General features: G+C 63.8%; 17 protein-coding genes. 13 read left to right on the forward strand and 4 right to left on the reverse strand.

The window, feature by feature from the left end:
• Positions 1-8: 8 nt before the first annotated feature.
• The gene (locus WDS16_RS21190) at positions 9-1,520 is read right to left on the reverse strand and encodes a glycosyltransferase family 39 protein (RefSeq protein WP_338887441.1); all 1,512 of its coding nucleotides are present in this window, start codon (positions 1,518-1,520) and stop codon (positions 9-11) included.
• A 7-nt stretch (positions 1,521-1,527) separates the two neighbouring features.
• Positions 1,528-3,420 carry a glycosyltransferase gene (locus WDS16_RS21195; RefSeq protein WP_338887442.1) on the reverse strand — a complete coding sequence of 631 codons (1,893 nt, stop codon included), beginning with the start codon at positions 3,418-3,420 and terminating at the stop codon, positions 1,528-1,530.
• 210 nt (positions 3,421-3,630) lie between these two features.
• Between WDS16_RS21195 and WDS16_RS21200 the strand changes: the two genes are divergently transcribed.
• From WDS16_RS21200 to WDS16_RS21220, 5 genes are read left to right on the forward strand one after another with little or no spacing between them, the layout of a single operon-like run.
• On the forward strand, positions 3,631-5,925 hold the full coding sequence (locus WDS16_RS21200; RefSeq protein WP_338887444.1) for a hypothetical protein: 2,295 nt from the start codon (positions 3,631-3,633) through the stop codon (positions 5,923-5,925).
• A gap of 50 nt (positions 5,926-5,975) precedes the next feature.
• Positions 5,976-6,980 carry a glycosyltransferase gene (locus tag WDS16_RS21205; RefSeq protein ID WP_338893560.1) on the forward strand — a complete coding sequence of 335 codons (1,005 nt, stop codon included), beginning with the start codon at positions 5,976-5,978 and terminating at the stop codon, positions 6,978-6,980.
• Positions 6,977-7,918, forward strand: coding sequence for an NAD(P)-dependent oxidoreductase (locus WDS16_RS21210; protein WP_338887446.1), 942 nt, complete (start codon positions 6,977-6,979; stop codon positions 7,916-7,918). Before WDS16_RS21205 ends, WDS16_RS21210 begins: the two co-directional genes overlap by 4 nt.
• Positions 7,915-8,373 carry a GtrA family protein gene (locus tag WDS16_RS21215; RefSeq protein WP_338887448.1) on the forward strand — a complete coding sequence of 153 codons (459 nt, stop codon included), beginning with the start codon at positions 7,915-7,917 and terminating at the stop codon, positions 8,371-8,373. The genes WDS16_RS21210 and WDS16_RS21215 overlap by 4 nt, the downstream gene beginning before the upstream one ends.
• Positions 8,370-9,203 carry a glycosyltransferase family A protein gene (locus WDS16_RS21220; protein ID WP_338887450.1) on the forward strand — a complete coding sequence of 278 codons (834 nt, stop codon included), beginning with the start codon at positions 8,370-8,372 and terminating at the stop codon, positions 9,201-9,203. Before WDS16_RS21215 ends, WDS16_RS21220 begins: the two co-directional genes overlap by 4 nt.
• Here WDS16_RS21220 and rfbB read toward each other — a convergent pair.
• Positions 9,200-10,204: a dTDP-glucose 4,6-dehydratase gene (gene rfbB / locus WDS16_RS21225; protein ID WP_338887453.1), complete on the reverse strand. Its 1,005-nt coding sequence runs from the start codon at positions 10,202-10,204 to the stop codon at positions 9,200-9,202. The two genes, WDS16_RS21220 and rfbB, sit on opposite strands and share 4 nt — an antisense overlap.
• Positions 10,205-10,412: 208 nt before the next feature.
• On the opposite strand from rfbB, the gene rfbA reads away from it, so the two are divergent.
• Together rfbA and WDS16_RS21235 are read left to right on the forward strand one after the other, a co-directional pair.
• Complete coding sequence (gene rfbA, locus WDS16_RS21230) at positions 10,413-11,282, forward strand: glucose-1-phosphate thymidylyltransferase RfbA (protein ID WP_338887455.1); 870 nt, start codon at positions 10,413-10,415, stop codon at positions 11,280-11,282.
• Between the two features lie 12 nt (positions 11,283-11,294).
• On the forward strand, positions 11,295-11,882 hold the full coding sequence (locus WDS16_RS21235) for a dTDP-4-dehydrorhamnose 3,5-epimerase (RefSeq protein ID WP_338887457.1): 588 nt from the start codon (positions 11,295-11,297) through the stop codon (positions 11,880-11,882).
• Positions 11,883-12,266: 384 nt separating this feature from the next.
• On the opposite strand, the gene WDS16_RS21240 is transcribed toward WDS16_RS21235, so the two are convergent.
• Positions 12,267-12,767, reverse strand: a complete 501-nt coding sequence (locus WDS16_RS21240) for a GtrA family protein (RefSeq protein ID WP_338887459.1) — start codon at positions 12,765-12,767, stop codon at positions 12,267-12,269.
• A 69-nt stretch (positions 12,768-12,836) separates the two neighbouring features.
• On the opposite strand from WDS16_RS21240, the gene WDS16_RS21245 reads away from it, so the two are divergent.
• The 6 genes from WDS16_RS21245 to WDS16_RS21270 all read left to right on the forward strand — a co-directional run bounded on the left by WDS16_RS21245 (position 12,837) and on the right by WDS16_RS21270 (position 25,443).
• On the forward strand, positions 12,837-14,288 hold the full coding sequence (locus WDS16_RS21245) for an FAD-binding oxidoreductase (RefSeq protein WP_338887460.1): 1,452 nt from the start codon (positions 12,837-12,839) through the stop codon (positions 14,286-14,288).
• Entirely contained in the window at positions 14,285-15,049 is a 765-nt protein-coding gene (locus tag WDS16_RS21250) for a decaprenylphospho-beta-D-erythro-pentofuranosid-2-ulose 2-reductase (protein WP_338887462.1), read from the forward strand. Before WDS16_RS21245 ends, WDS16_RS21250 begins: the two co-directional genes overlap by 4 nt.
• A complete protein-coding gene (locus WDS16_RS21255) occupies positions 15,050-17,020 on the forward strand; it encodes a galactan 5-O-arabinofuranosyltransferase (protein ID WP_338887463.1) in 1,971 nt (656 codons plus the stop codon).
• A 35-nt stretch (positions 17,021-17,055) separates the two neighbouring features.
• Positions 17,056-18,846 carry a glycosyl transferase gene (locus WDS16_RS21260; RefSeq protein ID WP_338887465.1) on the forward strand — a complete coding sequence of 597 codons (1,791 nt, stop codon included), beginning with the start codon at positions 17,056-17,058 and terminating at the stop codon, positions 18,844-18,846.
• Positions 18,847-18,891: 45 nt separating this feature from the next.
• Complete coding sequence (locus tag WDS16_RS21265) at positions 18,892-22,044, forward strand: arabinosyltransferase domain-containing protein (protein WP_338887467.1); 3,153 nt, start codon at positions 18,892-18,894, stop codon at positions 22,042-22,044.
• An 87-nt stretch (positions 22,045-22,131) separates the two neighbouring features.
• A complete protein-coding gene (locus WDS16_RS21270) occupies positions 22,132-25,443 on the forward strand; it encodes an arabinosyltransferase domain-containing protein (protein WP_338887468.1) in 3,312 nt (1,103 codons plus the stop codon).
• The last annotated feature ends 49 nt before the right edge of the window (positions 25,444-25,492 follow it).

Raw genomic sequence — 25,492 nt, forward strand, 5'->3', positions numbered from 1 at the left:
GGAGCCCCCTAGCGCACGAGCCGAACGACCTGCGTCCCATCGAAGGTCACTGGGCTGTCGATTCGGAAGCCACGCGAGGACAGCAACGCGTATTCGCTGGAGTCTTCGAAGTGGTACGGCTGCAGCGCCCACTTGTCGTTCGACGTCAGCCTGAGGTTCTCGACCTCGTCGCGTTCACGATCGGTGAAGTACCAGAGCACGGTGCACGTGTCGAGTTGCACGTCCGACAACGGCTTCTCGACGTCCCAGAGCTGGCCGGATTCGGCCGCGTCGATAGCGAGCCCGACATCCTGCGCGTTCGCGAACGCACTCGGGTCTACGTCTTCGACGAGTCGCTGCGACGACGGGTTCCATGCGGCTCGGCCGAAGAGCACGCAGTCACCGGGTCCGATGTTCGCCTTCGCGAAATCGTTCACCTCGCTGAAGTCCATTCCGAGCGGCTTCGCCCCGTAGAGACGCTGACTCGAATATCCGGGGATCAGCGCGAGCGCGAGTGCAGCGACGGCAACGTACGGCAGCCAGCGCACCGCACGAAGCTGCCCCAGGGCAATCCCGCCGAGGAGTGCAACCGCGGGAGTAGTGAACGTCAGATACCTGTCCAGATATATCGGCGACTTCACGAGCGAGTACGCAACCATGATCGCCATCGGTACGGCTATCCACACGAGTGCGATCGCGATGCACGCGGTCCCTTCGGAGGAAGGCCGTTCACGACTGCGCACGGTGAACACCAGCGCAGCAACGAGAATGACCCCGAACACAACACCGAACATCGGTGTACCGAGAAACCACTGGTACTCGAACACGATGCGAGCGAAGTTGGAATCCAGCGGCGGAATCCACCCGACCTGGCCCGCCTGGCGTTGCACTACACGCAGAAATGGCAGAGCAACGGCCAGCGCAGCAAGAACCGCCAAATCCCAGGGCAGCATCGACACCCGAAAGCGCCTGAGTATGAGCAGGATTGCGAAATGAACCACGACGATTGTCGCCAGATAGACGAACAACACGATCGACACCGTCAGCACGACCGCGTACGCAACCCACCACAGGCGCGACCGTGACGACAACGCCACGAGCAGAAGAACTGTCACCCACACCGCCGCCGCGGCCGTGAGCGCGGAACTACGCGCTTCGACCGCAGCCCACGTCACCCTCGGGAGCAGCGCAAAGACCACGCCGGAGAACACCGCCGCACCGAGATCGGAAAAGCGGGCGGCGAGGGTCACCACGCCTGCGGCGGCCACCCCGACGGCAATCGCGCTCGGCAATCGAACCGAGAATTCGGAGAACCCGAAAACACTGCCCCACAGGTGGATACCGAAGTAGTAGCCCCCGTGGACGGCGTCGGTGGACCGCAGGAAATCGAGGAGCTCGCCGATGGACCTCCGGCTGGAGTACACCGTCGCGACCTCGTCGTACCAGAGGGACGGAACCCAACTGCCCAGCACACCGAGGACGAACGCGAAGACTCCGACCGAACTTGCCGCCCCGACCGTACCTACTCGACCGCTGCCCACCGAGACGTTATTCGTCGACGGAGTACAGGCGCGCCCAGTTCTCCCGACTCGTCAATTCCGGCGTCGCCAACCGGTATGACTCCGAAACAACCTCGGTTTCGGTGCGCAGTCGTCGCAGCGCAGTCAAGCCGCGCTTGAGCAGAACGACCGCAGCCTCCTTGTCGCGCTTACGAACTCGCACACCCTCCTGTGACCGATCGGTGACGACGGCATGCGCGAACAGCGACACGTGCCACCAATGCGCGTCGTCGGCCGAGATCGCAACAGGTCCTGGATGAAGCCTGCCTCGCCATTGATTGACGACCCGCTTGGCCAGCACGGCCCATTCGAGACTCTTCTGCGGATTCGGGCCCGCGGAAGTGATGACCATGTCCGCCGGCCGAATATCGGGGACTGCGTTGGCGCTGTAGCGCTTTGTCTCGTTGTATGCGGCCCGGTCACGCCGAATCGCCGACGCCGCATCCATGCCGCCGTCGGTCAGTTTGCTCGGCCCGACGAGGAAGTCCTCGATGGCCTTGATCAAAGTGAACGCCATCCCGTACTGCATCGACACCAGGTAACGGAACAGATCGGTGCTCAACTGGCGCGCCAGCTTCCTACCGTCGAGACCGGCATGCAGTGCGGCAGTGATCATTCCGTTGCGCAGATTGAAGTACCGGTGCCATTCGTCCCAGTCCTTCCATGCGAAGTCCGCGTGCCACACCGCGGCACCCGGCAACGTGACGGTCGCGAAACCGTGGGCGCGGGCCCGGTAGCCGTACTCGATGTCGTCCCACTGAAAGAACAGCGGCAGTGGATACCCGATCTGCGCGACGATCTCGGACGGGATCAGGCAAGACCACCATCCGTTGTAGCCGGCGTCGACGCGGACGTCCTGCTTCTTCTTGAATGCACTCTTGTCGGAGATCGCGTTCTTGACGTGCAGACCAGCTTCGAGCTTCTGCAGGTTCGCAACCTCCGCGCCGACGTGTACTCGATCGGGATGCAGCAGATACAGCATCTGCGCGCCGACGATCGCGGGCTCGACGGTCTTGTTGGCGAAGGCATTCATCCGAACGATGGCTTCCGGTTCGCACAGGACATCGTCGTCCATGAACACGACGTTGGCCGGGTCTCCGCCCTTGCCCTGGACCTCGAACAGTCCGCGCGTGAAACCGCCCGCACCTCCGAGGTTGGGCTGGGTGATGTAGACGAGCTTGGCGCCGAGTTCGGCGGCCACGCGCTGGAACAGCGGCCGCGTCTGAACCTGGTCGGTGCCCTGGTCGACGACGTACACGTTGTCGACGCCGTGCAGTGCGATCGGATCGTCGGCCATGGCCGCGACAGTGTTGGCACAGTCGTCGGCGCGATTGAACGTGCAGATGACGACGGAGGTAGGACGGAGTGCCGCGGGCGCGTCGACGGTCCAATCCGCATCCTCGACCGTCAGCTCACCCGACGTGGTGGTGAACCGCACGAACAACGCCCCGCCGTCGAGGAACTGCTGGACCTTGGCGGGGACGACGATCCGGCTGGCCTGGCCCTCGGTGTCGACGGTGGTGCTCGCGACCGTGCGCTTGCGACCCTTGAAGTCGGTGGCAACGACGTCGATGCGTGCCGAACCGGTGACGGTTGCGCCGAACCTGACCTCGTTGACCTCGGTCCACCGCTGCCAGTAGCTGGCCGGAAAACGACCGAAGTAACTGTTGGTCTCGACGACGGTCCGCTTGGCGAGCTTTGCGAAATGGCGAGCCCGCTCCGCGTTGCCTTTGACAACGTTTGCGTACATATCGGCGCTGACCAGAGGAGATGGCCCGTCGAACAGCAAGCGCTGAGCCGTCAGCGCGTCGGAACCGGCTGCACCGCGACCTGTCAGCCCGTTCTGCGGCGCGTCCCGACGATTGAGTGCAGTGCCGTCCATACCTGGAGATACCCCATCTTTCGCGCTCGAGTCTCTTCGAATCGAGCCATGTGCAGTGCGGCGCCGAAGCCGTGCGTACTCCGTGCCACCGTCCATGGTCGCACAGGCCGCCGCCGAGACACCCCAACGCACGCAGCGCCGCGTCGTTTCGGATCTGTACGGCACTGCGGGATACAGTCGGGTGTCTTCATCCATACTCACGGAGCAGAAGTGACCCTCAGCCGAACAGAGCGCACGCACGTTTTCATGCTCGGCAGCCGCAGGGAGCGTCTCGCGTGGGGCGCCCTGATCGCCGTCGTCGTAGTGATCGGTTACGGCCTCGTGCTCGCCGTCGATCCGCGGTTCTTCTACATCGACGACACGGAGTCGGGCGCGGTCCCCAACTGGCTACAGCTGGGTCGGATCATGCGCGAGGGCCAGTTCCCGTCGCTGGTACTCGACCAATGGATGGCAGGCAACTATCCGGTGGAGGGCCAGGGTGGTCTGTGGAATCCGGTTCAGATGGCGATCAATTACATCTCGCCATCGATCGACAACCTCACCTTGCTCGCGACGGTCGTCAAACTGGCATTTTCGATCGTGCTCGCGTGGGGCGTGTACCGCGTTGCACTCGTCTACGGCGCCCGGCCTGCGTGGGCGGCGGTCGCCGCTGCCTCGGCTCCCTTCGTCGGCTTCACGTTGTTCTTCGAGAACACTTCGTGGGTCACTGCGCTGATGGGCACTGCGTGGATCATGAACGCGTGGGCCAGTTCGGTCTCCTACGCACGCGGTCGATCGGGTCCGATCGTTCCCTTCGCGTTCCTGTACCTGGCCATCAGCGTCGGCTACGTGCACGCCGCAGTCATGGCCGGAGTGATGATCGGGGCCGTGGCGATCGGTGAATACGTTCACCAGCGACTGTGGCGGCCGGCTGCCCGCGTCGCGGCGGTCGGTATCGCAGCGGCAGCATGCGGGGCTATCACGTTCCTTCCCGGCCTGCTGACCTCGTCGGTGACGTGGCGCAGCGGTGAAGAAGGCACCTTCAACGACAACTTCCTGACGGCTCCCTGGTCCGAGACCTTGACCGCCAGCATCCCGTCGTCCGTGACCAGCATCGAGTCGTGGACGGGCGAGACGACTGCCTCACCGGTCACCTACATCGCGTGGTTTCTGATCCCTGCACTCGCGTTCATCGCGTGGCGGCGGGTTCCCGATTCATTACGCGAGCTCACCGCGCCGCTGATCCTCCTCGTGTTCGCCCTCGTCTTCACTGCAGGACCGAGCGATATCGGACCCATCCGATGGCCTGCGCGCATCCTGCCGTTCGTTGCGATCGTCGCGCTGATCCTCGTAGTGGTCCTTCTCAGTCGCTACGGGACACTCGATCGTCTGCGCCCGCGTCTGCTTGCCGCGTCGCTCTTGACGTTCGTTCTGGTGCTCCGCGCCGGATCGTCCGGTCCCGAACTGTTCGGCCGTCACGTCGTGTCCGGACTCCTGATCATCGCCGTCGGCGGCCTCGTGGTCTTTCTTGCCTACCGCTTTTCGACGCGGGCTGCTGCCGCCCTGCTCATCGCAACGATCGCCCCCGTCGCGATGTACCAGGTGGCCTCCTACGATCCGCCGTTCGACAAGTGGTGGCTCCCGACCTCGCAGTCGGAAGCGGACGCCGGCTTCCCTCAGTGGCAGGGAGCGACGCTCCAACTCGGCAATCGCACACTGACCGAGACCAGCGCAGACAGCGCCGACGATCCCAAGCTCCCTTGGCACTCCCAGGTCTACGGAAACTCTGCAAAGATCATGGGCCTCGATTACGTCAACGCCTACACACCCGTCGGCTACGAGGACTTCTCCAACCTGCTGTGCTTCGAGCACGAGGGTTCGACGTGTTCAGACGCGTTCCGACGCCTGTTCCTGATCGAGCCCTACACCGGCAAGACCTTCGCCGACCTGATGCGGTTGGACCGCGTCGTACTCCAGAAGAATCAATACCCGCTGGCCGACGCGCGTGATGCTCCCGCAGGGTGGGAGTGGGTGACCCCACCGACCGCTGACTCCGCGCGTCAGACGTACGTCCTCGAACGTATCAACGGATTGATACCGGCCAACACCGGTCGCATCGTCGCGACGGTCGACGCAACCGCCGTTCCGGAGTCGTCCAGCGCCGATTCCGAGCACGTTCGCGTCACCTCGATAGATGGCGGAAGCGTCGTCTTCGCGCGCCTGGCCTGGCCCGGATACACCGCGACTCTCAACGGTGAGCCACTCCAGACCAAGGGGCTGGCAGACATCTTTCTCTACGTCGACCTCCCGCCGGGCACGACGGACGCAGACCTGGCGATCGAGTTCCGGCCCCCCGGCCAGAAGCTAGGGTTCGTCGGGATGGCCGGCGGCGTTCTGCTACTGCTCACGTTGGTCGTACTGGATGCGCGACGCCGTCGCCCGGCACGACCGGCGCAGTCCCCTCCGGCCGAGGACACTGCCGCAGATGTGACAGTGGAATCGAGCAGTTCCGCAGCGAACAGATAGGCTTTCAACCCGTGACCCACCCGTCCGACGCTGTCCCCGCCGCGCACCGCATTTCCATCGTGGTGCCGGTCTACCAGGGTGAGCGGACACTGCGGGCCCTCATCGACGAGATCCTTCCGCTGACCTCACGCACGTACTCACCGTCCGGCAGGCCGCTCGTCGTCGAGGAAGTACTCCTCGTGTTCGATCATGGACCCGACGGCTCGGCCGACGTCATTCGCGAACTCGTGAGTGACCACTCGTTCGTGCGGGGAGTGTGGCTCAGCCGAAACTTCGGGCAGCATCCCGCAACCCTCGCCGGTATGGCGTCGAGCGGCGGCGAGTGGATCGTCACGATGGACGAGGACGGACAGCACGACCCAGCCGACATCGGCGGGTTACTCGACACAGCCCTCGATCGTCAGTCGTCGGTGGTCTACGCGAAGCCGACCAACGCCGCACCGCACGGCTTGTGGCGCAACGCCGCATCGCGGGGGTCGAAGTGGCTCATCGCCACGGCAATGGGCGCCGACAGCACGGTCAGCTACCAGAGCTACCGACTCGTCCTCGGTGAGGTCGGCCGATCCGTCGCCGCCTACGCAGGTTCCGAGGCCTACCTCGACGTCGCCCTCGGGTGGATCGCAGGCGAGGTCACCACCAGTCCGGTCGAGCTGCGCGAGGAGCACGGCCGACGCTCGGGTTACAACGTACGCACACTGCTCTCGCACTTCTGGCGCATGGTTCTGTCCAGCGGCACCAAGGGTCTTCGGCTGGTCAGCTTCATCGGCGTCGCCTTCGCGATTCTCGGTCTCGTGCTCGTACTGTGGGTGCTGGCGTCGTATCTGCTGTTCGACGTGGGCACGGAAGTACAGGGCTGGGCATCGACGATGGTCATCTTGCTGTTCGGCTTCGGAGCGACCCTGTTCTCGCTGGGCGTCGTCGCGGAATACGTCGGCGTCAACGTCAAGACAGCCATGGGCAAACCGCCCTACCTCATCGTCGCCGACCCGGCCGACGGGCCGCTCGGCCGTACCGCGACTCGGCCCGAGCCACCAGAACACACAACACCCACGTGAGCACGCACTGCACCTGGGTCATCGGAAGCGGAGGGCTTCTCGGTTCCTCGGTGGCCCGGGAACTTCGACGCCGGGGACACCGAGTCCGAACGAGTGCCATCCCGTGGGCAGATCATGAATCGGCGAAATCGCGTCTACTGCAAGAATGTACCGACTTCTTCGACGTCACCGGTGAAGACTCGTGGAACATCGTGTGGGCCGCCGGCGCCGGCGTCAACGGAACGACGGCAGACCAATTCGCACTCGAAAACGAACTCGTCACCGACATTCTCACCAAGGTGAGCACCGTGGCCGGTGAACGCCGCGGCAACGGTACCTTCTTTCTCGCATCGTCGGCGGGCGGCGTCTATGCAGGCTCGACGGGTGCGCCACACAACGAAGCGACGCAACCGGTTCCGCTCGGCGACTACGGCCGAGCGAAGCTCGACTCCGAGGCGATCGCCCAGGACTTCGGCGTTCGAACAGGAATCGACGTCGTCATCGGACGCTTCGCGAATTTGTACGGTCCTGGACAGAACCTCGGTAAGCCGCAGGGACTGATCTCGCATCTGTGCCGCGGGTATCTGATGGCGTCCCCGGTTTCGATCTACGTTCCTATGGACACTCTCCGCGACTATCTCTTCGTCACGGACGCCGCCGAAATGGTGGCTGACACACTGGAATTACCGCCGCCGCGATCCTCGTCGCCGATGACGAAGATCTACGCCTCGGGTTCCGCTGTCACCATCGGATCGATCCTCGGGGCGTGCCGCACCGTGTTTCGTCGACGTCCTAACGTCGTCCTCGCCGCGTCACCCCTCGCCGCATTTCAAGGCCGCGACCTTCGGTTGCGGTCGACCGTGCTCACCGACATCGATCGACGGACACACAGGACATTGCCCGCCGGTATCGCGTCGACGTTGCATGCGACTCGACAGGCTTTGGCGGCAGGGCGATGACCGAATCGCACACACCTCCGCCGCCGGCCGGCATGTCCGGCTCACCCGGCCCGCTGATGCGGATCATCAAGAATCAGGCACTCGCGTTTCTGCTGGTTGGCGGCGTCAACACCGCACTGGGTACCGCTTGGTTCATCGTCTTCCAATTGCTGATCGGTGAACAGTACGGCTATCACGCTGCAATTGTCCTCGGCTACCTCTGTAATGTACTGTGCGCCTTCGCAATGTACCGATACCTGGTGTTCCGAGTCAGAGGACACTTCTTCAAAGATCTGGTGCGATTCTTCATCGTCAACTTCGGCGCCTTCGTCGCGAACATCTCGTTGATGACCGTGGCGGTTTCGCTTCTGCACTTCCCACCGATCCCATCGCAATTGGTCGTCACCGCGATCATGGCCGTCGCCAGCTTCTTCGGCTATCGGGATTTTTCGTTTCGTAGAAAGACAACCACATGAGCCCTCGTGTATCAGTCGTCGTACCCGCATACAACAACGCGGAATATATCGGGGAGACAATCGAATCCATTCTCGATCAGACGTTCACCGACTTCGAACTCGTCATCGCCGATCACTCTTCGACCGACGAGACACTCGCCGTTGTGGAGAAGTACGACGATTCGCGCATTCGAGTGCTCACGACCGAGACAGGCGGTGGTGCGAAACGGAACTGGGATCGCGTCACTGCCGAGGCGACAGGCGAATTGGTCAAGCTCGTCTGCGGTGACGACACGATCTTTCCCAGTTCGCTCGAAGCTCAGGTCGCAGCGTTCGACGAGCACCCGTCGGCCGTTCTCGTGGCGTCACAACGCACGTTGATCGACGCGAACGGAAAGACGGTGATCGCCGCCCGCGGGCTCGGTGGATTGTCCGGGCTCGTATCGGGGCGCGTCGCTGCCCGGACTGCAGTACGCGCGGGCGCCAACATCTTCGGCGAGCCAGGCTGCGTCATGATGAAGTTGTCGGCGCTACGAGAGATCGGCCTGTGGGACAACAGCCACCCGTACCTCATCGATCAGGCCACGTTCATCGGCGTCGCGCTACAGGGTGACGTTGTCGCCATCGAGCGGCCGCTGGCCACGTTCCGCATCAACTCCGGTCAGTGGAGCGTCGAACTCGCGACCCAGCAGGCGCGACAAGCGGCCGACTTCCACCGTTCGCTCGGAGCTGCCGAGCCAGGCCTTCTGTCCGCGATGGATATTCGACTCGGCAACGTCAAGGCCCTCGCTACCTCGTTCATGCGCCGCGCAGTCTACCTACTGCTGCGTCACCGTATGTCGAAAAGCTAGGAGAGCACGGACTCCGTTCGGGCGTAACCACTTTCGGTCGCATCCTTCTGCGGCCGCCACCAGTTCTCGTTGTCTCGGTACCAGTCGACAGTCGCTTTCAGTCCGCTACGGAAGTCGACGTACTGCGGGGTCCAGCCCAGTTCGGTGCGCAGTTTGGTGGAGTCGATCGCATATCGAAGGTCGTGGCCCGGGCGGTCGGTGACGAAGTCGAAAGCGTCGGCGGCCTGCCCGGTCTCTTCGAGGATGGTCTCGAGAACCTCACGGTTGTTCTTCTCACCGTCGGCGCCGATGAGGTAGGTCTCGCCGAGCGCGCCCTTGTCGATAATGGTCCAGACGGCGCTGTTGTGGTCGTCGACATGGATCCAGTCACGTACGTTCTGCCCTGCACCATAGAGCTTCGGGCGCAGGCCCGACAAGATGTTCGTGATCTGCCGTGGAATGAACTTCTCGACGTGCTGATATGGGCCATAGTTGTTGGAGCAGTTGGAGATTGTCGCGCGTACGCCGAACGATCGCGCCCACGCCCGCACCAACAGATCACTCGACGCCTTGGTCGAGGAATAGGGGCTCGACGGGTTGTACGGGGTGGATTCGGTGAAGCGCGCCGGATCGTCCAGTTCGAGGTCACCGTAGACCTCGTCGGTGGAAATGTGGTGGTAGCGAACGTCATATTCACGCACGGCCTGAAGCAACGTCGTGGTACCGATGACGTTGGTGTGCACGAACGGCCAAGGGTTCGCGAGGCTGTTGTCGTTGTGTGATTCGGCGGCGAAATGGACGACTAGATCCGTCTTCTGCACCAGGTCGTCGACCAGGTCCTTGTCGGCGATGTCGCCTTCGACGAAATCGATCTTGTCTGCGACGGGGGCGAGCGATGCCCGGTTGCCCGCGTACGTGAGGGCGTCGAGGACGGTGATCTCGACGTCAGGACGCTCGGCGACGGTCAGATGGACGAAGTTCGCGCCGATGAACCCGGCGCCCCCGGTCACGAGCAGTCTCATGGGAGTGGAGTTTAGCCGCACGGTCGCTTTCGAGCCGACCTTGCTGTCGAGCCGTCCTTGTCCGAGCACCGTGTTGGCGTTTCGTCGACTTCGGGGGACTTCAAATGGGGATCGGTACGAGATTGTTGATGCTCGCGGCCAGCTCGGTCCTGTTCAAGCCATGGCAGTGACCGCGCGCTGTTCGGGTCGATCTGGGAGACTGCGGGGTATGCGGGGAATCATTTTGGCGGGCGGTACCGGGTCGCGTCTTCATCCGATCACGATGGGTGTGAGCAAGCAGCTTGTTCCGGTCTACGACAAGCCGATGATCTACTACCCGCTGTCGACGCTGATTCTGGCGAACATTCGTGACATCTTGATCATCACCACTGCGCAGGACTCGGAGCAGTTCCAACGTCTGCTCGGTGACGGCTCGCAGTTCGGCATCAACCTGACCTACAAGGTCCAGCACACCCCGAACGGTCTCGCTCAGGCGTTCGTCCTCGGTGCCGATCACATCGGGTCCGAGGGTGCTGCGTTGGTGCTCGGTGACAACATCTTCTACGGCCCGGGGCTGGGCTCGCAGTTGGGTAGGTTCGAGGCGATCGAGGGCGGCGCGGTGTTCGCCTACGAGGTCAAGGACCCCAGTGCGTACGGCGTCATCGAATTCGACGCGTCCGGGCGGGCGGTGTCGTTGGAGGAGAAGCCGAAGGTCCCCAAGTCGAACTACTCGGTGCCGGGTCTGTACTTCTACGACAACGATGTCCTGGCCATCGCCCGGGATCTGCAGCCGTCGGCGCGGGGGGAATACGAGATCACCGACGTCAACCGGCACTATCTCGATGCGGGCCGGTTGGCGGTGCAGGTGCTGCCGCGTGGGACGGCGTGGCTCGACACCGGTACCTTCGATTCGCTGCTCGATGCCTCCAATTACGTGCGCACCATCGAGCAGCGTCAGGGTCTCAAGATCGGGGCGCCGGAGGAAGTGTCGTGGCGTCGAGGGTTCATCAGCGACGACGAACTCCGCGAGCGGGCGGAGAAGCTCGTCAAATCCGGATACGGGCAGTACCTGCTCGACCTCCTCGACCGCCGTCAGTGAGAAAAGTGAGCAATGAGTTTTCGTGAATTGAAGATCGCTGGTGCGTACGAGTACACCCCTCGTCAGTTCGGTGACGATCGTGGTGTGTTCTTCGAGTGGTTCAAATCCTCGGCGTTCACCGACGCGGTCGGTCGGCCCTTGACGTTGGAGCAGGCGAATTGTTCGGTCTCCGCGGCCGGGGTGCTGCGTGGGATCCATTTCACCGATACCCCGCCTGGGCAGGCGAAGTACGTCACTGCGGTGACGGGTGCCTTCCTGGATGTGATCGTCGACTTGCGGGTGGGGTCGCCGACGTTCGGGCAGTGGGACAGTGTGCTCATCGACGATGTCGATCGGCGTGCGGTGTATCTGCCGGAAGGGTTGGGGCATGCGATCTTGTCGCTCGAGGACGGATCGACGGTGATGTACCTGTGCTCGATCGAGTACACCCCGTCCCTGGACCGCGACATCGATCCGTTGGATCCTGATCTGGGTATCGACTGGCCGACCCTCGCACGCGACGGATCCCCGCTCGAGTACCAACTCTCCGACAAGGACCGTGCGGCACCCTCACTCGCCGACGCCATCGCCGCCGGTTATCTGCCGAAGTTCCAGGACTGACCGCGCACGTTCCAGCCGGGGCGCAGGTTGCAACGTGAGCGTGGGCTGAAAGGTGCGCGTCAGCCGTGGTGGTGACCGAATGAGTCGTTCGGTGCAGCTCGGAGCTGGTTGCGCACGTTCCAGCCGGGGCGCAGGTTGCAACGTGAGCGTGGGCTGAAAGGTGCGCGATCAGCCGTGGTGGTGACCGAATGAGTCGTTCGGTGCAGCTCGGAGCTGGTTGCGCACGTTCCAGCCGGGGCGCAGGTTGCAACGTGGGCGTGGGCTGAAAGGTGCGCGATCAGCCGTGGTGGTGACCGAATGAGTCGTTCGGTGCGGCTCGGGGCTGGTTGCGCACGTTCCAGCGACAGGGCACGGTCCAGCGACAGGGCCGCTGGGGCAGGCAGATCAGCGAATCTTGAAGATCACGAACCGCTGGACGATGAAGTTGATGACCGTCGCGGTGCCCTGAGCTATGACGAAGGCAACGTTGGCGTACCAAAAACCGTCGGGTAATGCCTGGTAGAGCCATGTGTAGATGCCGACCTGGACGGCAAAGGTCACTCCGTACAACGCGACCACTGCGACAAAGCGCGCACGCGACGGCGCAGCATTGAACGTCCAACGACGGTTGATCAAGTACGCCGTTGTGGTGCCGAGCACGAAGCCGATCGCCTTGGCCAGCGTGACGCCGACGCCGAACACGAAATGCAGCAGCAGGTTGACGCCCTGGTCGACGATTGCCGACAGCACACCCGTCGCCAAGAAGCGGATGATCTGAGTCTTGAGGTCGAGGGCTTCGTCGGCGATGTTTTCCGTCAGCGGCAACTCGACGGGCAGCGGGACGTGGTGTTGCAACTCTTCGTCTTCTGCTGACCAGTCGTCGTTCTGCGAGGTGGGCACGATCATCGAGACTAGCCGTCGACCCGCACCGGGCACCCCTTAGACCCCGCCGCGCAGCGGGTACCCTCTACACCGATGTCCACGACAGCAGACGACGCACTCTTCCCCCTGGAACCACAGGCCCGGAACACTGCGCCGCTACCCACGCAGACCCGCACGATCTCCGGTTTCGGGCGCACCGCGCCTTCGACCGGTGAGGTGCTCTCGACCTCCGACCCCGAGCTCATTGCGAACGCGGTGAAGCAGGTTGCAGAGCAGAACGACAGCAAGCCGTCCTACCTGCAGCGCGGTGTCATCGCACGTGGCCTCGGCCGCTCGTACGGTGACAACGCTCAGAATTCCGGTGGCCTCGTCATCGACATGACGGCACTCAACCGCATCCACAGCATCGACGCGGGAACGCGCATCGTCGATCTCGACGGTGGCGTCAGTCTCGATCAGCTGATGCGGGCCGCGCTGCCGTTCGGTCTGTGGGTTCCGGTCCTGCCCGGTACGCGTCAGGTCACCATCGGCGGCGCAATCGGATGCGATATCCACGGCAAGAACCATCACAGCGCCGGCAGCTTCGGCAACCACGTGCGCTCGATGGAACTGCTCACCGCGGACGGACAGATCCGCCATCTGACACCGTCGGGCAAGAACGCCAAACTGTTCTGGGCGACGGTCGGTGGCAATGGTCTGACCGGCATCATCCTGCGCGCGACCATCGAGATGACGGCCACCGAGTCGGCCTACTTCATCAACGACGGCATTCGTACCGAGACTCTCGACGAGACCGTCGCGGCTCATCAGGACGGCACCGAGGACAACTACACGTACTCGAGTGCGTGGTTCGACGTCATGAGCGGGCCGCCCAAGCTCGGTCGGGCGACGATCACCCGTGGCTCGTTGGCGAAGTTCGACGAGCTCCCTAAGAAGTTGCAGAAGGACCCGCTCAAGTTCGACGCGCCGCAGTTGCTGACAGTGCCGGATGTCTTCCCGATCAGCGGCCTGAACAAGCTGTCGATGAGCATGATCGGCGAGGCCTACTACCGCATGGGTGGCAACTACACCGGCAAGGTCCAGAACCTGACGCAGTTCTACCACCCCCTCGATCTCATCGGCGAGTGGAACCGCGGCTACGGGCCCAAGGGATTTCTGCAGTACCAGTTCCTCGTTCCCACCGAGGCTCTCGAAGAGTTCAAGGACATCATCCGGTTCATCCAGCGTTCCGGCCAGTACTCGGCACTGAACGTCTTCAAGTTGTTCGGTCCGGGAAACAAAGCGCCACTGAGCTTTCCGATGGCCGGTTGGAATGTTGCGATGGACTTCCCGATCAAAGCAGGCCTCAACGAGATGGTCCGGGAACTCGACAAGCGCGTCCTCGAATTCGGCGGTCGTCTGTACACAGCGAAGGATTCGCGCACCACCGCCGAAACGTTCCATTCGATGTACCCACGGATCGACGAGTGGATCAAGGTTCGCCGATCCGTCGACCCCACAGGCGTTTTCGCCTCCGATATGGCAAGAAGGCTGGAATTACTGTGACGATAGATGCCGTCGGCAACCCCCAGACGATCCTGGTTCTGGGCGGAACAAGCGAGATCGGTCTCGCCATCACCGAGGAATACCTGTCGAAGTCACCGGCTCGAGTCATACTCGCCGCGCTGCCGAACGACCCGCTGCGCGAGAGCGCCGTCGCCCAGCTGACCGCCAAGGGCGCGAAGTCCGTCGACGTCATCGACTTCGATGCACTCGATACGGCCTCGCACCCGAAGGTCATCGACGAAGCGTGGTCCAAGGGCGATGTCGACGTCGCCATCGTTGCTTTCGCGGTGGACTTCGACGCCGAGGAGCTGTGGCAGGACCAGCGCAAAGCTGTCCTGACGGCAAACATCAACTACACCGCTTCGGTGTCGGTGGGCGTACTGCTCGGCGAGAAGATGAAGGCACAGGCCTCCGGACGCATCATCGTCATGTCCTCGGTCGCCGGTGAGCGTGTACGTCGTTCCAACTTCGTGTACGGATCGACCAAAGCGGGTCTCGACGGTTTCTACCTCGGCCTCGGAGAAGCTCTGCGCGAGTTCGGCCCTCGCGTGACGGTGATCCGCCCCGGAATGGTGCGCACCAAGTTCAGCGCGCACGTCAAGGAAGCTCCGTTGACGGTCGACAAGGAAGACATCGCCAAACTGGCGGTGGCCGCATCGCAGAAGGGCAAGGATCTGGTCTGGGCACCGGGACCTTTCCGCTTCGTGATGATCGCACTGCGGCACGTTCCGCGTCCGATCTTCCGCAAACTCCCTATCTAGATGAAACGAGCGCTCGGGACGGCCGTCGACGGTGCACTGGCCGCTCTCGTCGCAACCATTGTTGCGTCGATCGGGTTGTACGCCTTCTCCCTCGTCGAGTGGCCGGCGTTCAACTCGTCCAACGTCACTCGCGCACTGACGTCGCTCGGGCAGGTCGTCTGCGCCATAGCGTTCGCCGCGGCGATCGTTCTGTATCGCCGCGGGACCTTGGAATGGTTGGCGAAGGTTCTGACGTGGCTCGGGCTGTCCGGATTCGTCACGGTCACACTCGGTATGCCCTTGGCGGCGACCAAGTTGTACCTGTTCGGCATTTCGGTCGACCAAGAGTTTCGCACCGAATACCTGACGCGACTGACAGATTCGGCCGCGCTGCGCGACATGACGTACGCCGACATCCCACCGTTCTACCCGGCAGGCTGGTTCTGGATCGGCGGACGCGTCGGAAATCTCCTGGGCATGGACGGCTGGGAAGTGTTCAAGCCGTTCGCAATCGGGTTCCTCGCAGTCACGGCGGTCGTGGCGTTCACGCTTTGGAAGCAGCTCGTTCGGACGGACCTGGCCGTCGCGGTCAGCGCCGTGACCACCGCGCTGGTCGTCGCGTACGCATCTCCAGAGGCATACAGCGCCGTCATCGCCCTGCTCGTCGCGCCGGCTCTCCTACTCGCGTGGGGTGCGCTGAATAGGCCGGTGTCCGTCTACTCCGCTCGCTTGAATGGTCCATCCACGCCATCTGATCGTATGAATGGACCATTCAAGCGGTCTGGGGGTAGGAGCGAACCCAAGCGAACCACCAACTGGGGCTGGGGCGCGGTCGTCGGTACCGGATTGTTCCTCGGCCTAGCTGCGACGTTCTACACCCTCTATCTGGGGATGGCGGCGTTCGCGGTCACCCTCATGGCCGTCGTATCGGCCGTACTCAACGTTCGCGCACACGGGACATGGCGGGCCGCCGTTCCGGTTCTCGTCAGGCTCGTCGCCATCGCTGCCATCTCCGGGGTCATAGCGCTCACAGTGTGGCTTCCGTACCTCGTCGACTTCGTGACGGGCACCCCGTCGACCTCCGGGACTGCGCTGCACTACCTCCCCGAAGCCGGTGCAGCGCTTCCCTTCCCGATGCTCGAGTTCTCATTGCTCGGCGCCCTCTGCATGGTTGGCACGCTGTGGCTGGCGGTCCGGTCCGCGACGTCGAGGCGTGCGCAGGCACTCGGACTTGGCGTCGTCGCCGTGTATCTGTGGACGCTGATGTCGATGGCGGCCACCGTCGCCGGCACCACGCTGCTGTCGTTCCGACTCGAAGCGGTACTGATCGTATTATTGGGCGCCGCAGGAGTTTTCGGCTTCGTCGAGGGATCGAAAGCGATATACCAGGCAATCAACGAGCCGACGCGCTTCAAGGTCGCAGCAGTTGTTCTCGCAACCGTCGGCGCACTGGCATTCGCGCAGAACATCCCCCAGGTACTGCAAGCGGAGATCACTGTCGCGTACTCGGACACAGACGGTGACGGGGTACGCGCCGACAAGCGTCCACCGAGCGCCGTGTCGTACTACGGCGAAGTGGACCAGGCGATCACCGAGCAACTGGGCCGAGAACGGGACGAAACAATCGTGCTCACTGCGGACACGTCGTTCCTGAGCTACTACCCCTACTTCGGCTTCCAGGGTTTGACGTCCCACTACGCCAATCCACTCGCTCAGTTCGACCAGCGGTCGGCAGCAATCGCCGAATGGGCAGCACTCGAAACCCCGGACGAACTGATCGAAGCACTCGATACCAGCCAGTGGCCGGCTCCCGACGCCTTCCTGTTCCGCCGCGGCGCCGACGGCTACACCCTGAGGCTGGCCGAGGATGTGTACCCGAACGATCCCAATGTGCGGCGATACACCGTCACCTTCGACGAGTCGCTGTTCGAGGATCCACGGTTCGAGGTGACCGACATCGGGCCATTTGCGCTGGTCACTCGTTCCACATAGGCAAATCACATAACGTTCACGTAACGTTCAACCCGATGATCACCACCGACCAGACTATTCTCGAGCAGCCGGGGACGGCCCCCTCGTCGAAAATCGGGTCCGTTGCGGCACGTGTACGCGGGGTCAACCGTGCCGACGTTGCGGCAGCCTCTGCCTTCACCGTCGTCGCCCTGTTCGTCCTGCAGGGACAGTGGCGGAATCTGTCGAACGGCTACCTCTACAACAGTGGCCAGGACCAGGCGATGTGGGAGTGGTTCTTCGCCGTTGCCGCGCACTCGGTCGTGCACCTCGAGAACCCACTGTGGAGCGATCTGCAGAACTACCCACTCGGCGTGAATCTCATGGCCAACACCGCCATGTTCGGGCTGTCGATTCCGTTGGCGCCCGTCACGCTGCTGTTCGGCCCCACCGTCACCTGGGCAATCGCGCTGACGATAGGGCTCGCCGGCACCGCCTATGCCTGGTACTGGCTGTTCTCGCGGACCGTGGGCGCATCGCGCGGCGCGTCCGCATTGGGCGGCGCACTGTGCGGCTTCGCACCCGGCATGATCTCTCACGCGAACGGACACCCGAACTTCGTCGTTCTGTTCCTGCTGCCCGTCATTGCGTCGTTGGTCGTCAGCATCGCGCGTACAGGTCCGACGACCAAGAAGACCATTGCACTCGGTCTCGTCGTCGCGCTGCAGATCATGCTCGGCGAGGAACCACTGCTGATTTTCGCGATCGCCTTCGGACTGTTCGCGCTTGTCTACTACGCCGGCCGACCGCGGAGCTTCTGGCCCGCCGTCAAGAACTCCTGGAAGAGTCTCTCGATAGCCGCCGTTCTGGCGCTGGCACTCGTCGCCTTCCCGCTGTATTGGCAGTTCTTCGGGCCGCAAAGCTATTCGTTCCTCGAACACGGCGCAATGGGTAACGACGCCAAAGCACTCACTCAGTTCCCGACGCAGTCGGTCGGCGGGGTCACGACGCCCGGTCAGAACGTTCGCATCAACGCCACCGAGGAGAATGCGTACTTCGGGTGGCCACTCCTCGTGCTCGCGCTCGTGGCAGCTGTGTGGCTCTGGCGCGTGGCGTGCGCGCGAGCCGCCGCAGCAACAGCCGCCGCCGTCATCGTTGTCTCGCTCGGATCCGAGCTGATCATCGGCAAGAAGAACACCGAGATCGAACTGCCCTGGCAATGGCTCGCCGACACGCCACTCGTCGAGTCGGTCCTGGAAACGCGTTTCGCGCTCGCCGCAGTGCCCGCACTTGCCCTACTGCTGGTGCTGGCGACAGACGCAGCGTTCAAGCGCGGGCTGCGACCGATCCCGGCAGCGTGGTCCATCGCGTTGGCCTTGGCGCTCGTCCCGCTGCTTCCGACACCGCTGCAGGCAGTGGAAAGAACCGCGACGCCGCAGTTCTTCGCGAGCGGTGACTGGAAGAACTATGTCGACGACGGCTCGGTCGTGACTGTCCCGTTGCCGCGTCCAGAGGATGCGAGGCCGCTGCGATGGCAGATCGAGGCCAATATGAGCTTCCCACTCGCAGGCGGCTACTTCGTAGGGCCTAGCGACACCGAGGAAAGAACAGCCAAGTACGGCGCCGTGGACCGCCCGACCGCATTGCTGCTCGGATCCGTCCGCAACTCGGGAACAGTTCCCGAGATCACCACCGAGCAACAGGCCGACGCTCGCGCCGATCTCCAGTTCTGGTCTGCCGACGTCGTAGTGCTGCAGCCGGGCCGCAACAGCGTCGCACTGCGCAACACGGTCAACGCCCTGCTCGGCTTCGACGCCGAATACCACGACGGCGTCTGGATCTGGGACGTGCGCTCCCTCGTTCCCTAACTCCCTCGGACAAGCTCCCACTCCCGCCTCCCCTAACATGATCGGGTGCGTTCCAAACCCGAGTTGACGACTGCTCGCATCGGTACAGCCAAGACAGTTGCCTTTCTCACCGGGTTGATCGGGGTGATCCTTGCCCTCGCGACGCCGCTTCTTCCCGTCGAGGAATCGACCGCGACCATCTCATGGCCGTCGGAGAGCTTCGGCAGCGTCGAGTCTCCGTTGGTGTCCTACACGCCGCTGAACCTCGAGGCGTCGATCCCATGCACGGACGCACCTGGCACTCTCGTTTCCACGCTGCCGTCAGGGGCGCCGGGGGTCGAAAGCCGCGGACTCGTCGTCAAAGTCACCGACGAGCAGAACCTCGCGGTGATTCTCCGGGACCGGGTTCTTGCCGAGACCCCCGCTACCGGTGACTGCGCAATTACGGTGGACAGCAACTCTGCACGCACAGTGGTCAGCGTCGACGGCGAGTCCACCACCGTCGACGGCGACGTCAGACCACAGATGGTCGGTATCTTCACCGACCTGCAGCAGGCTACCCCCGGCCTGAGCGTCACCGCCGAGATCGACTCCCGGTTCTCGTCCAGCCCGACCCTGTTCAAACTGCTCGCGATGATCGTCGGCGCCCTCGCCATCGTCATGTCGCTATTCGCGCTGCATCGACTCGACGGAATCGACGGTCGTCGCGCACGCGGTTTCCTCCCCGCCCGCTGGTGGAAGATCACCGGCGTCGACGCCATCGTCATCGGGACACTGCTGCTCTGGCACATCATCGGCGCCAACACATCCGACGACGGTTACCTGCTCAACATGGCCAGGGTGTCCGAGAACGCCGGATACATGGCCAACTACTTCCGCTGGTTCGGAGTCCCCGAAGCACCGTTCGGAATGCCGTACTACGACATGCTCGCCGCGCTGGCGAAGGTCTCCACAGCCAGCGTCTGGATGCGGTTGCCTGCCCTGCTCGCCGGAATCCTGTGCTGGATGGTCATCAGCCGTGAGGTCGTCCCGCGCCTCGGCCGTGCCGTCCGCTCGTCGAAAGTCGCACTGTGGACCGGCGGCCTCGTCTTCCTCGCATTCTGGCTGCCCTACGACAACGGCCTTCGCCCGGAACCGGTCATCGCCCTCGGCGCGCTGCTGACCTGGTGCTCCATCGAACGAGCCATCGCAACCGGACGCCTGCTGCCCGCGGCCATAGCGCTACTGATCGCCGCTTTCTCCCTCGCCGCCGGTCCGACCGGCCTCATCTGCATCGCCGCACTCCTGGCAGGCGCGCGACCGCTCGTGCAAATCCTCGTTCGTCGCGCAAAACTCGTTGGGTTCGCCGCCCTGATCGCACCGCTGCTGGCGTCGGGAACCGCAGTTCTGATCGCGATCTTCGCCGACCAAACCGTCGCCTCCGTCCTCGAAGCGACACGGGTTCGTTCGGCCGTCGGCCCGAACGTGGCGTGGTTCGACGAACGAATCCGCTGGGATTCGCTGATGATGATCACTCCCGACGGCTCCCTCGCCCGACGGTTCGGCGTGTTCGTGATGCTGCTGTGCGTCGCGGTATCGGTCTTCGTGATGCTGCGCAAGAACGGACGAATCCCCGGCACAGCGATCGGACCGTCCCGCCGTATTCTCGGAATCATCATCGGCGCACTGGCTTTGATGATGTTCACCCCCACCAAGTGGACTCATCACTTCGGTGTCTACGCCGGTCTCGCAGGCTCGGTCGCAGCATTGGCCGCCGTCAGTGTCACGGCCGCGACCATCAGGTCACCGCGCAATCGGACTCTGTTCACCGCTGCCGTGCTGTTCCTGACGGCACTGGCCTTCACGGGCTCCAACGGCTGGTGGTACGTCTCCAGCTACGGCGTTCCGTGGTTCGACAAGCCGCCATCCGTCGCAGGGAAGGGCTTCTCGACCGTCTTCCTCGGACTGACCGTACTGACCCTGATCTACGCTGCGTACCAACATATTCGGATGCCGTACGTAACACCCGCCACCAAGAAGCGCCGAAGGTTTGCGCCGTCGGCATTGACCATCGTCGCAGGCGGTGTCGTGCTGTTCGAGGTACTTTCCTTACTCAAGGGTGCGGTGGCGCAGTACCCGGCCTACTCGATCGCACGCTCGAACATCGACTCCCTTACCGGAAACGCGTGCGGACTCGCGAACGATGTTCTGGTGGAGACCGATCCGAATGCATCGTTGCTGCAACCCCTTTCGGATGTATCGGACCCCTTGGGCGTCGGCGGAAACGTCGGGTTCACACCCAACGGCGTCGCCTCCGATCTGACGGCAGACGCCGAGGAATCCACCCAAGGCGCAGCCAACTCGGTCGCGCCGACCGACGGCAGCACCACCGTCTCCACCAACAACTCCGGAACCGCAGGCGGCACCGAGGCAAACGCCGGCATCAACGGCAGCACCGTGACGCTGCCGTTCGGTCTCGACCCGGCCACCACGCCCGTCCTCGGCAGCTTCGGCACCGAAGAACCGGCATCGCTGACGACCGACTGGTACGGCCTCCCGGGCGACGGTGACCTGATCACCATCGCCGCCGCAGGCCGGATCCGCTCGGTCGATTCGGACGGGATCGTCACGCCCGGCCAGAGCGTCGAGGTCGAGTACGGCGTCCGAGAGGGCACCGACGTCCGGGCGTTGGGACGCGTCATGCCGTCGGACATCGGTCCTGCGCCGTCGTGGCGGAATCTGCGCGTACCTCTCGCAGACCTCCCTCCGGAAGCCGACGCCATTCGCATCGTCGTCGACGATTCCGATCTCGCAGGCAATCAGTGGGCCGCCATCACGCCTCCGCGCGTGCCGAAAACACAATCGCTGAACGACGTCGTCGGCTCGGACGCGCCCGTCCTGCTCGACTGGGCCGTCGGACTCGCCTTCCCCTGCCAGCGCCCGTTCGACCATCGCTACGGCGTCGCCGAGGTGCCCGAGTACCGCATCCTCCCGGACCGCACCGGCGCAGAGTCGACCAACGCGTGGCAGGACTGGATCGGCGGTGGACCGCTCGGCTGGACCGAGCAGCTGCTCGGAGCCCAGACATTGCCGTCCTATCTGAAGAACGATTACGACCGCGACTGGGGCTCGATCGAGAGATACACACCACTCGACCCGGACGCTACCCCTGCGGAAGTGACCGTCACCGAGGAGACGCGCTCGGGCTTGTTCAGCCCCGGACCGATCAAAAACGACTGAGCGCCCGGTTTCCATGCCTGGTCCGGGCCGACGGTCTGGACCAGGCATATGTGCTCTTCTGATCACGCTCGCATAACATCGACAATCGTGCCCGACGCCGTGACAGATTCATCCGCCGTGCCCTCCGTTCCTCCGGCGAAGGGTTCACCGGTCGATCTGCGCTCTCAGGTGCGCACGACACGACTGATCGCCATCGTCACGGGCCTTGTAGGCGCCCTGCTGGCGATCCTCACGCCGTTTCTTCCGGTCGTGCAGACCACCTCGACCATTCAGTGGCCCGAAGCCGGTGTCATCGAGGACGTCGACGCACCGCTCGTGTCGCAGGCACCCATCGACTTCTCCGCGACGATCCCGTGCTCGGCCGTCGCCCAGCTCCCGCCGCAGGGTGGACTACTGCTCGCGACCGCGCCGTCTCAGGGTGAGGGAGCTGCACTCAACAGTCTGTTCGTGCGCGTCAGCGAAGGCTCGGTCGACGTCTTGGACCGCAACGTGGTCGTGGCCTCCGCACCGCGTGCCGATGTCGAGGGCCCCGGCTGTAGTTCCATCGAGATCGTCTCCAACATCGACTACACGACCGCCGAGTTCACCGGCTTGACGGACGAGCAGGGCGCTCAGCGCGTCGGCCGGCTCGACGGCGACCTCCGGCCCCAGATCGTCGGACTCTTCACCGACCTCACCGGTGCGGCCCCGTCCGGCATGTCGGTCACGATCGACGTCGACTCGCGGTTCTCGTCGAGCCCGACGATTCTCAAGCTGCTCGCGATGATCCTCGCGGTCGTCTGCACCATCATCGCGATGGGCGCGCTGGGACGACTCGACGGCATCGACGGGCGCGGTCACCGACGTTTCTTCCCGTCGCACTGGTGGAAGTTCACCGGCGTCGACGTCACCGTCGTCGGTGCCTTGATCGGCTGGCACTTCGTCGGAGCCAACACGTCCGACGACGGTTACCTGCTCACAATGGCACGGGCGTCCGACCAATCCGGCTACATGGCCAACTACTTCCGCTGGTTCGGCGTCCCCGAGGCCCCGTTCGGCTGGTACTACGACGTGCTGGCCGTGTTCGCGAAGGTCTCCACCGCAAGCCCGTGGATGAGACTGCCCGCTCTGATCGCCGGGGTGCTCTGCTGGATGGTGATCAGCCGTGAGGTCGTCCCGCGCCTCGGCCGCGCCGTCCGCAAGTCGAATGTTGCCCTATGGACCGGCGGACTCGTCTTCCTGGCGTTCTGGCTGCCCTACAACAACGGGCTTCGCCCCGAACCGATCGTGGCTCTCGGCGCGCTTCTGACGTGGTGCTCGATCGAGCGCGCAATCGCAACTGGCAGGCTGCTTCCCGCGGCGTCGGCATTCTTGATCGGAGCCTTCACCCTCGCATCGGCGCCGACGGGCCTGATGTGTGTCGCCGCCCTCCTGGCAGGTGCGCGGCCGATGGCACGCATCGTCGTTCGCCGCCACCGACTCGTCGGCACCCTCCCGTTGCTGGCGCCGTTGGCTGCAGCAGGCTTCCTGGTTCTGGTCGTGGTGTTCGCCGACCAGACCTACGCCACCGTCATCGAGTCGACGCGAGTGCGGACGGCAATCGGGCCGAGTGAGGCGTGGTACCAAGACTTCCTGCGTTACTACTACCTTTTCGTCCAAACTGTCGACGGATCCGTCGCACGTCGCTTCGCGTTCCTCGTGATGTTGCTGTGCCTGTTCTCGACGCTGTTCATCCTGTTGCGTCGCAGACGCGTACCGGGCATCGCGAACGGACCGGCTTGGCGGCTGATCGGCGTCGTATTCGGAACGATCTTCTTCATGATGTTCAACCCGACCAAGTGGACACACCACTTCGGGTCGTACGCGGGGATCGCGGGCGGTCTGGCAGCCCTCACCGCAGTGGCGATATCGGCGAGCGCGCTGAGGTCGCGGCGAAACAGGACGGTATTCCTCGCCGGGCTGATGTTCGTTCTCGCACTGGCATTCTCGGGCATCAACGGATACTGGTACGTCTCCAGCTACGGCGTGCCGTGGTTCGACAAGACGGTGTCCTTGAGCGGCAACCAGTCCAACACACTGTTCCTCATCCTCTTCGCCGCCGCTCTGGCACTGGCCGGATGGCAGTATCTCCGCGAGGGTTACGCTCCACCACAACCGCGCGCTACCAGCGAACGGGGCAGGCGGATCAAGAAGTTCGCGGCCGCTCCGCTGACCGTCATCGCCGGCCTGATGGTGCTGTTCGAAATCCTGTCGCTGGTCAAGGGGGCCGTGTCGCAGTACCCGGCGTACTCGCTTGCGCGATCGAATATTCAATCCCTGACCGGCAATTCGTGCGGACTCGCGAACGATGTTCTCGTGGAACCGAACCCGAATGCAGGCATTCTCGATCCGATTCCTGCGGCCTTCGACCCCGAAACCGGACCACTCGGTGGCGAAGACCCATCGAACTTCACCCCGAACGGCGTCCCCACCGACCTCAGCGCAGACGCGGTGGAAGTCAAACCCGGACAGGGCAATACCGACCAGCAGAGCGTCGGACCGGCATTCGAGGAAGGCCAAAATTCGGGTACCGGTGGTGGCATCGGCGCCCAGGGCGTCAACGGCTCGACCGCGGCACTACCCTTCGGACTCAACCCCGCCACCACTCCGGTCCTCGGCTCCTACCAGCCCGGAATCCAGGAACCGGCATCGGCGACGTCGAGCTGGTACTCCCTTCCGGAGCGCTCGGACGACGCCCCGCTCATCGTGGTTTCGGCCGCCGGTCGCATCCTCTCGTACGACGACACCGGAGCACTGACCTACGGACAGTCACTCCTCGTCGAGTACGGAACGCGTCAACCCAACGGATCGGTCGACGTCAAAGGCACCTACCTGCCCCGCGACATCGGCCCGGCACCGTCATGGCGCAACCTCCGCATCCCGATCGCGGATCTGCCTGACGACGCCGATGCCGTCCGTATCGTCGCCAACGACCCCAACCTCACCGGCGACCAGTGGTTCGCATTCACTCCGCCACGAGTTCCGCAGTTGGAGAAGCTGAACGACCTGATCGGGAGCGAGCAGCCAGTACTGCTCGACTGGGCTGTGGGACTGCAGTTCCCGTGCCAGCGTCCCTTCGACCACGAGTACGGCGTCGCCGAGGTTCCGGGCTACCGCATCCTCCCCGACCGTCCTCTGGCCGTCAGCTCCACCGACACCTGGCAGGCCGGCGACAACGGCGGCCCCCTCGGTTGGAGCGAACTCCTCGCCAAGCCGGTGACGGTGCCGACGTACCTGAATCGCGACTGGGCCCGCGACTGGGGCTCCCTCGAGCGCTACGACCCGTACTACCCCCAGGCAGTACCAGCGACCATCGAGACCGGTGAAGTCACCAGGTCGGGCTTCTGGACGCCCGGGAACTTGAGGGTGTTCGACCAGTAGGTCGCCGGGTTTGGTCGGCCGGCCACCTGTTCGCGTGGGTCGGCCGGCC

Origin of the sequence: Rhodococcus sovatensis (assembly GCF_037327425.1) — a bacterium.
In the GTDB taxonomy this organism is placed as follows: Bacteria; Actinomycetota; Actinomycetes; order Mycobacteriales; family Mycobacteriaceae; genus Rhodococcoides; species Rhodococcoides sovatense.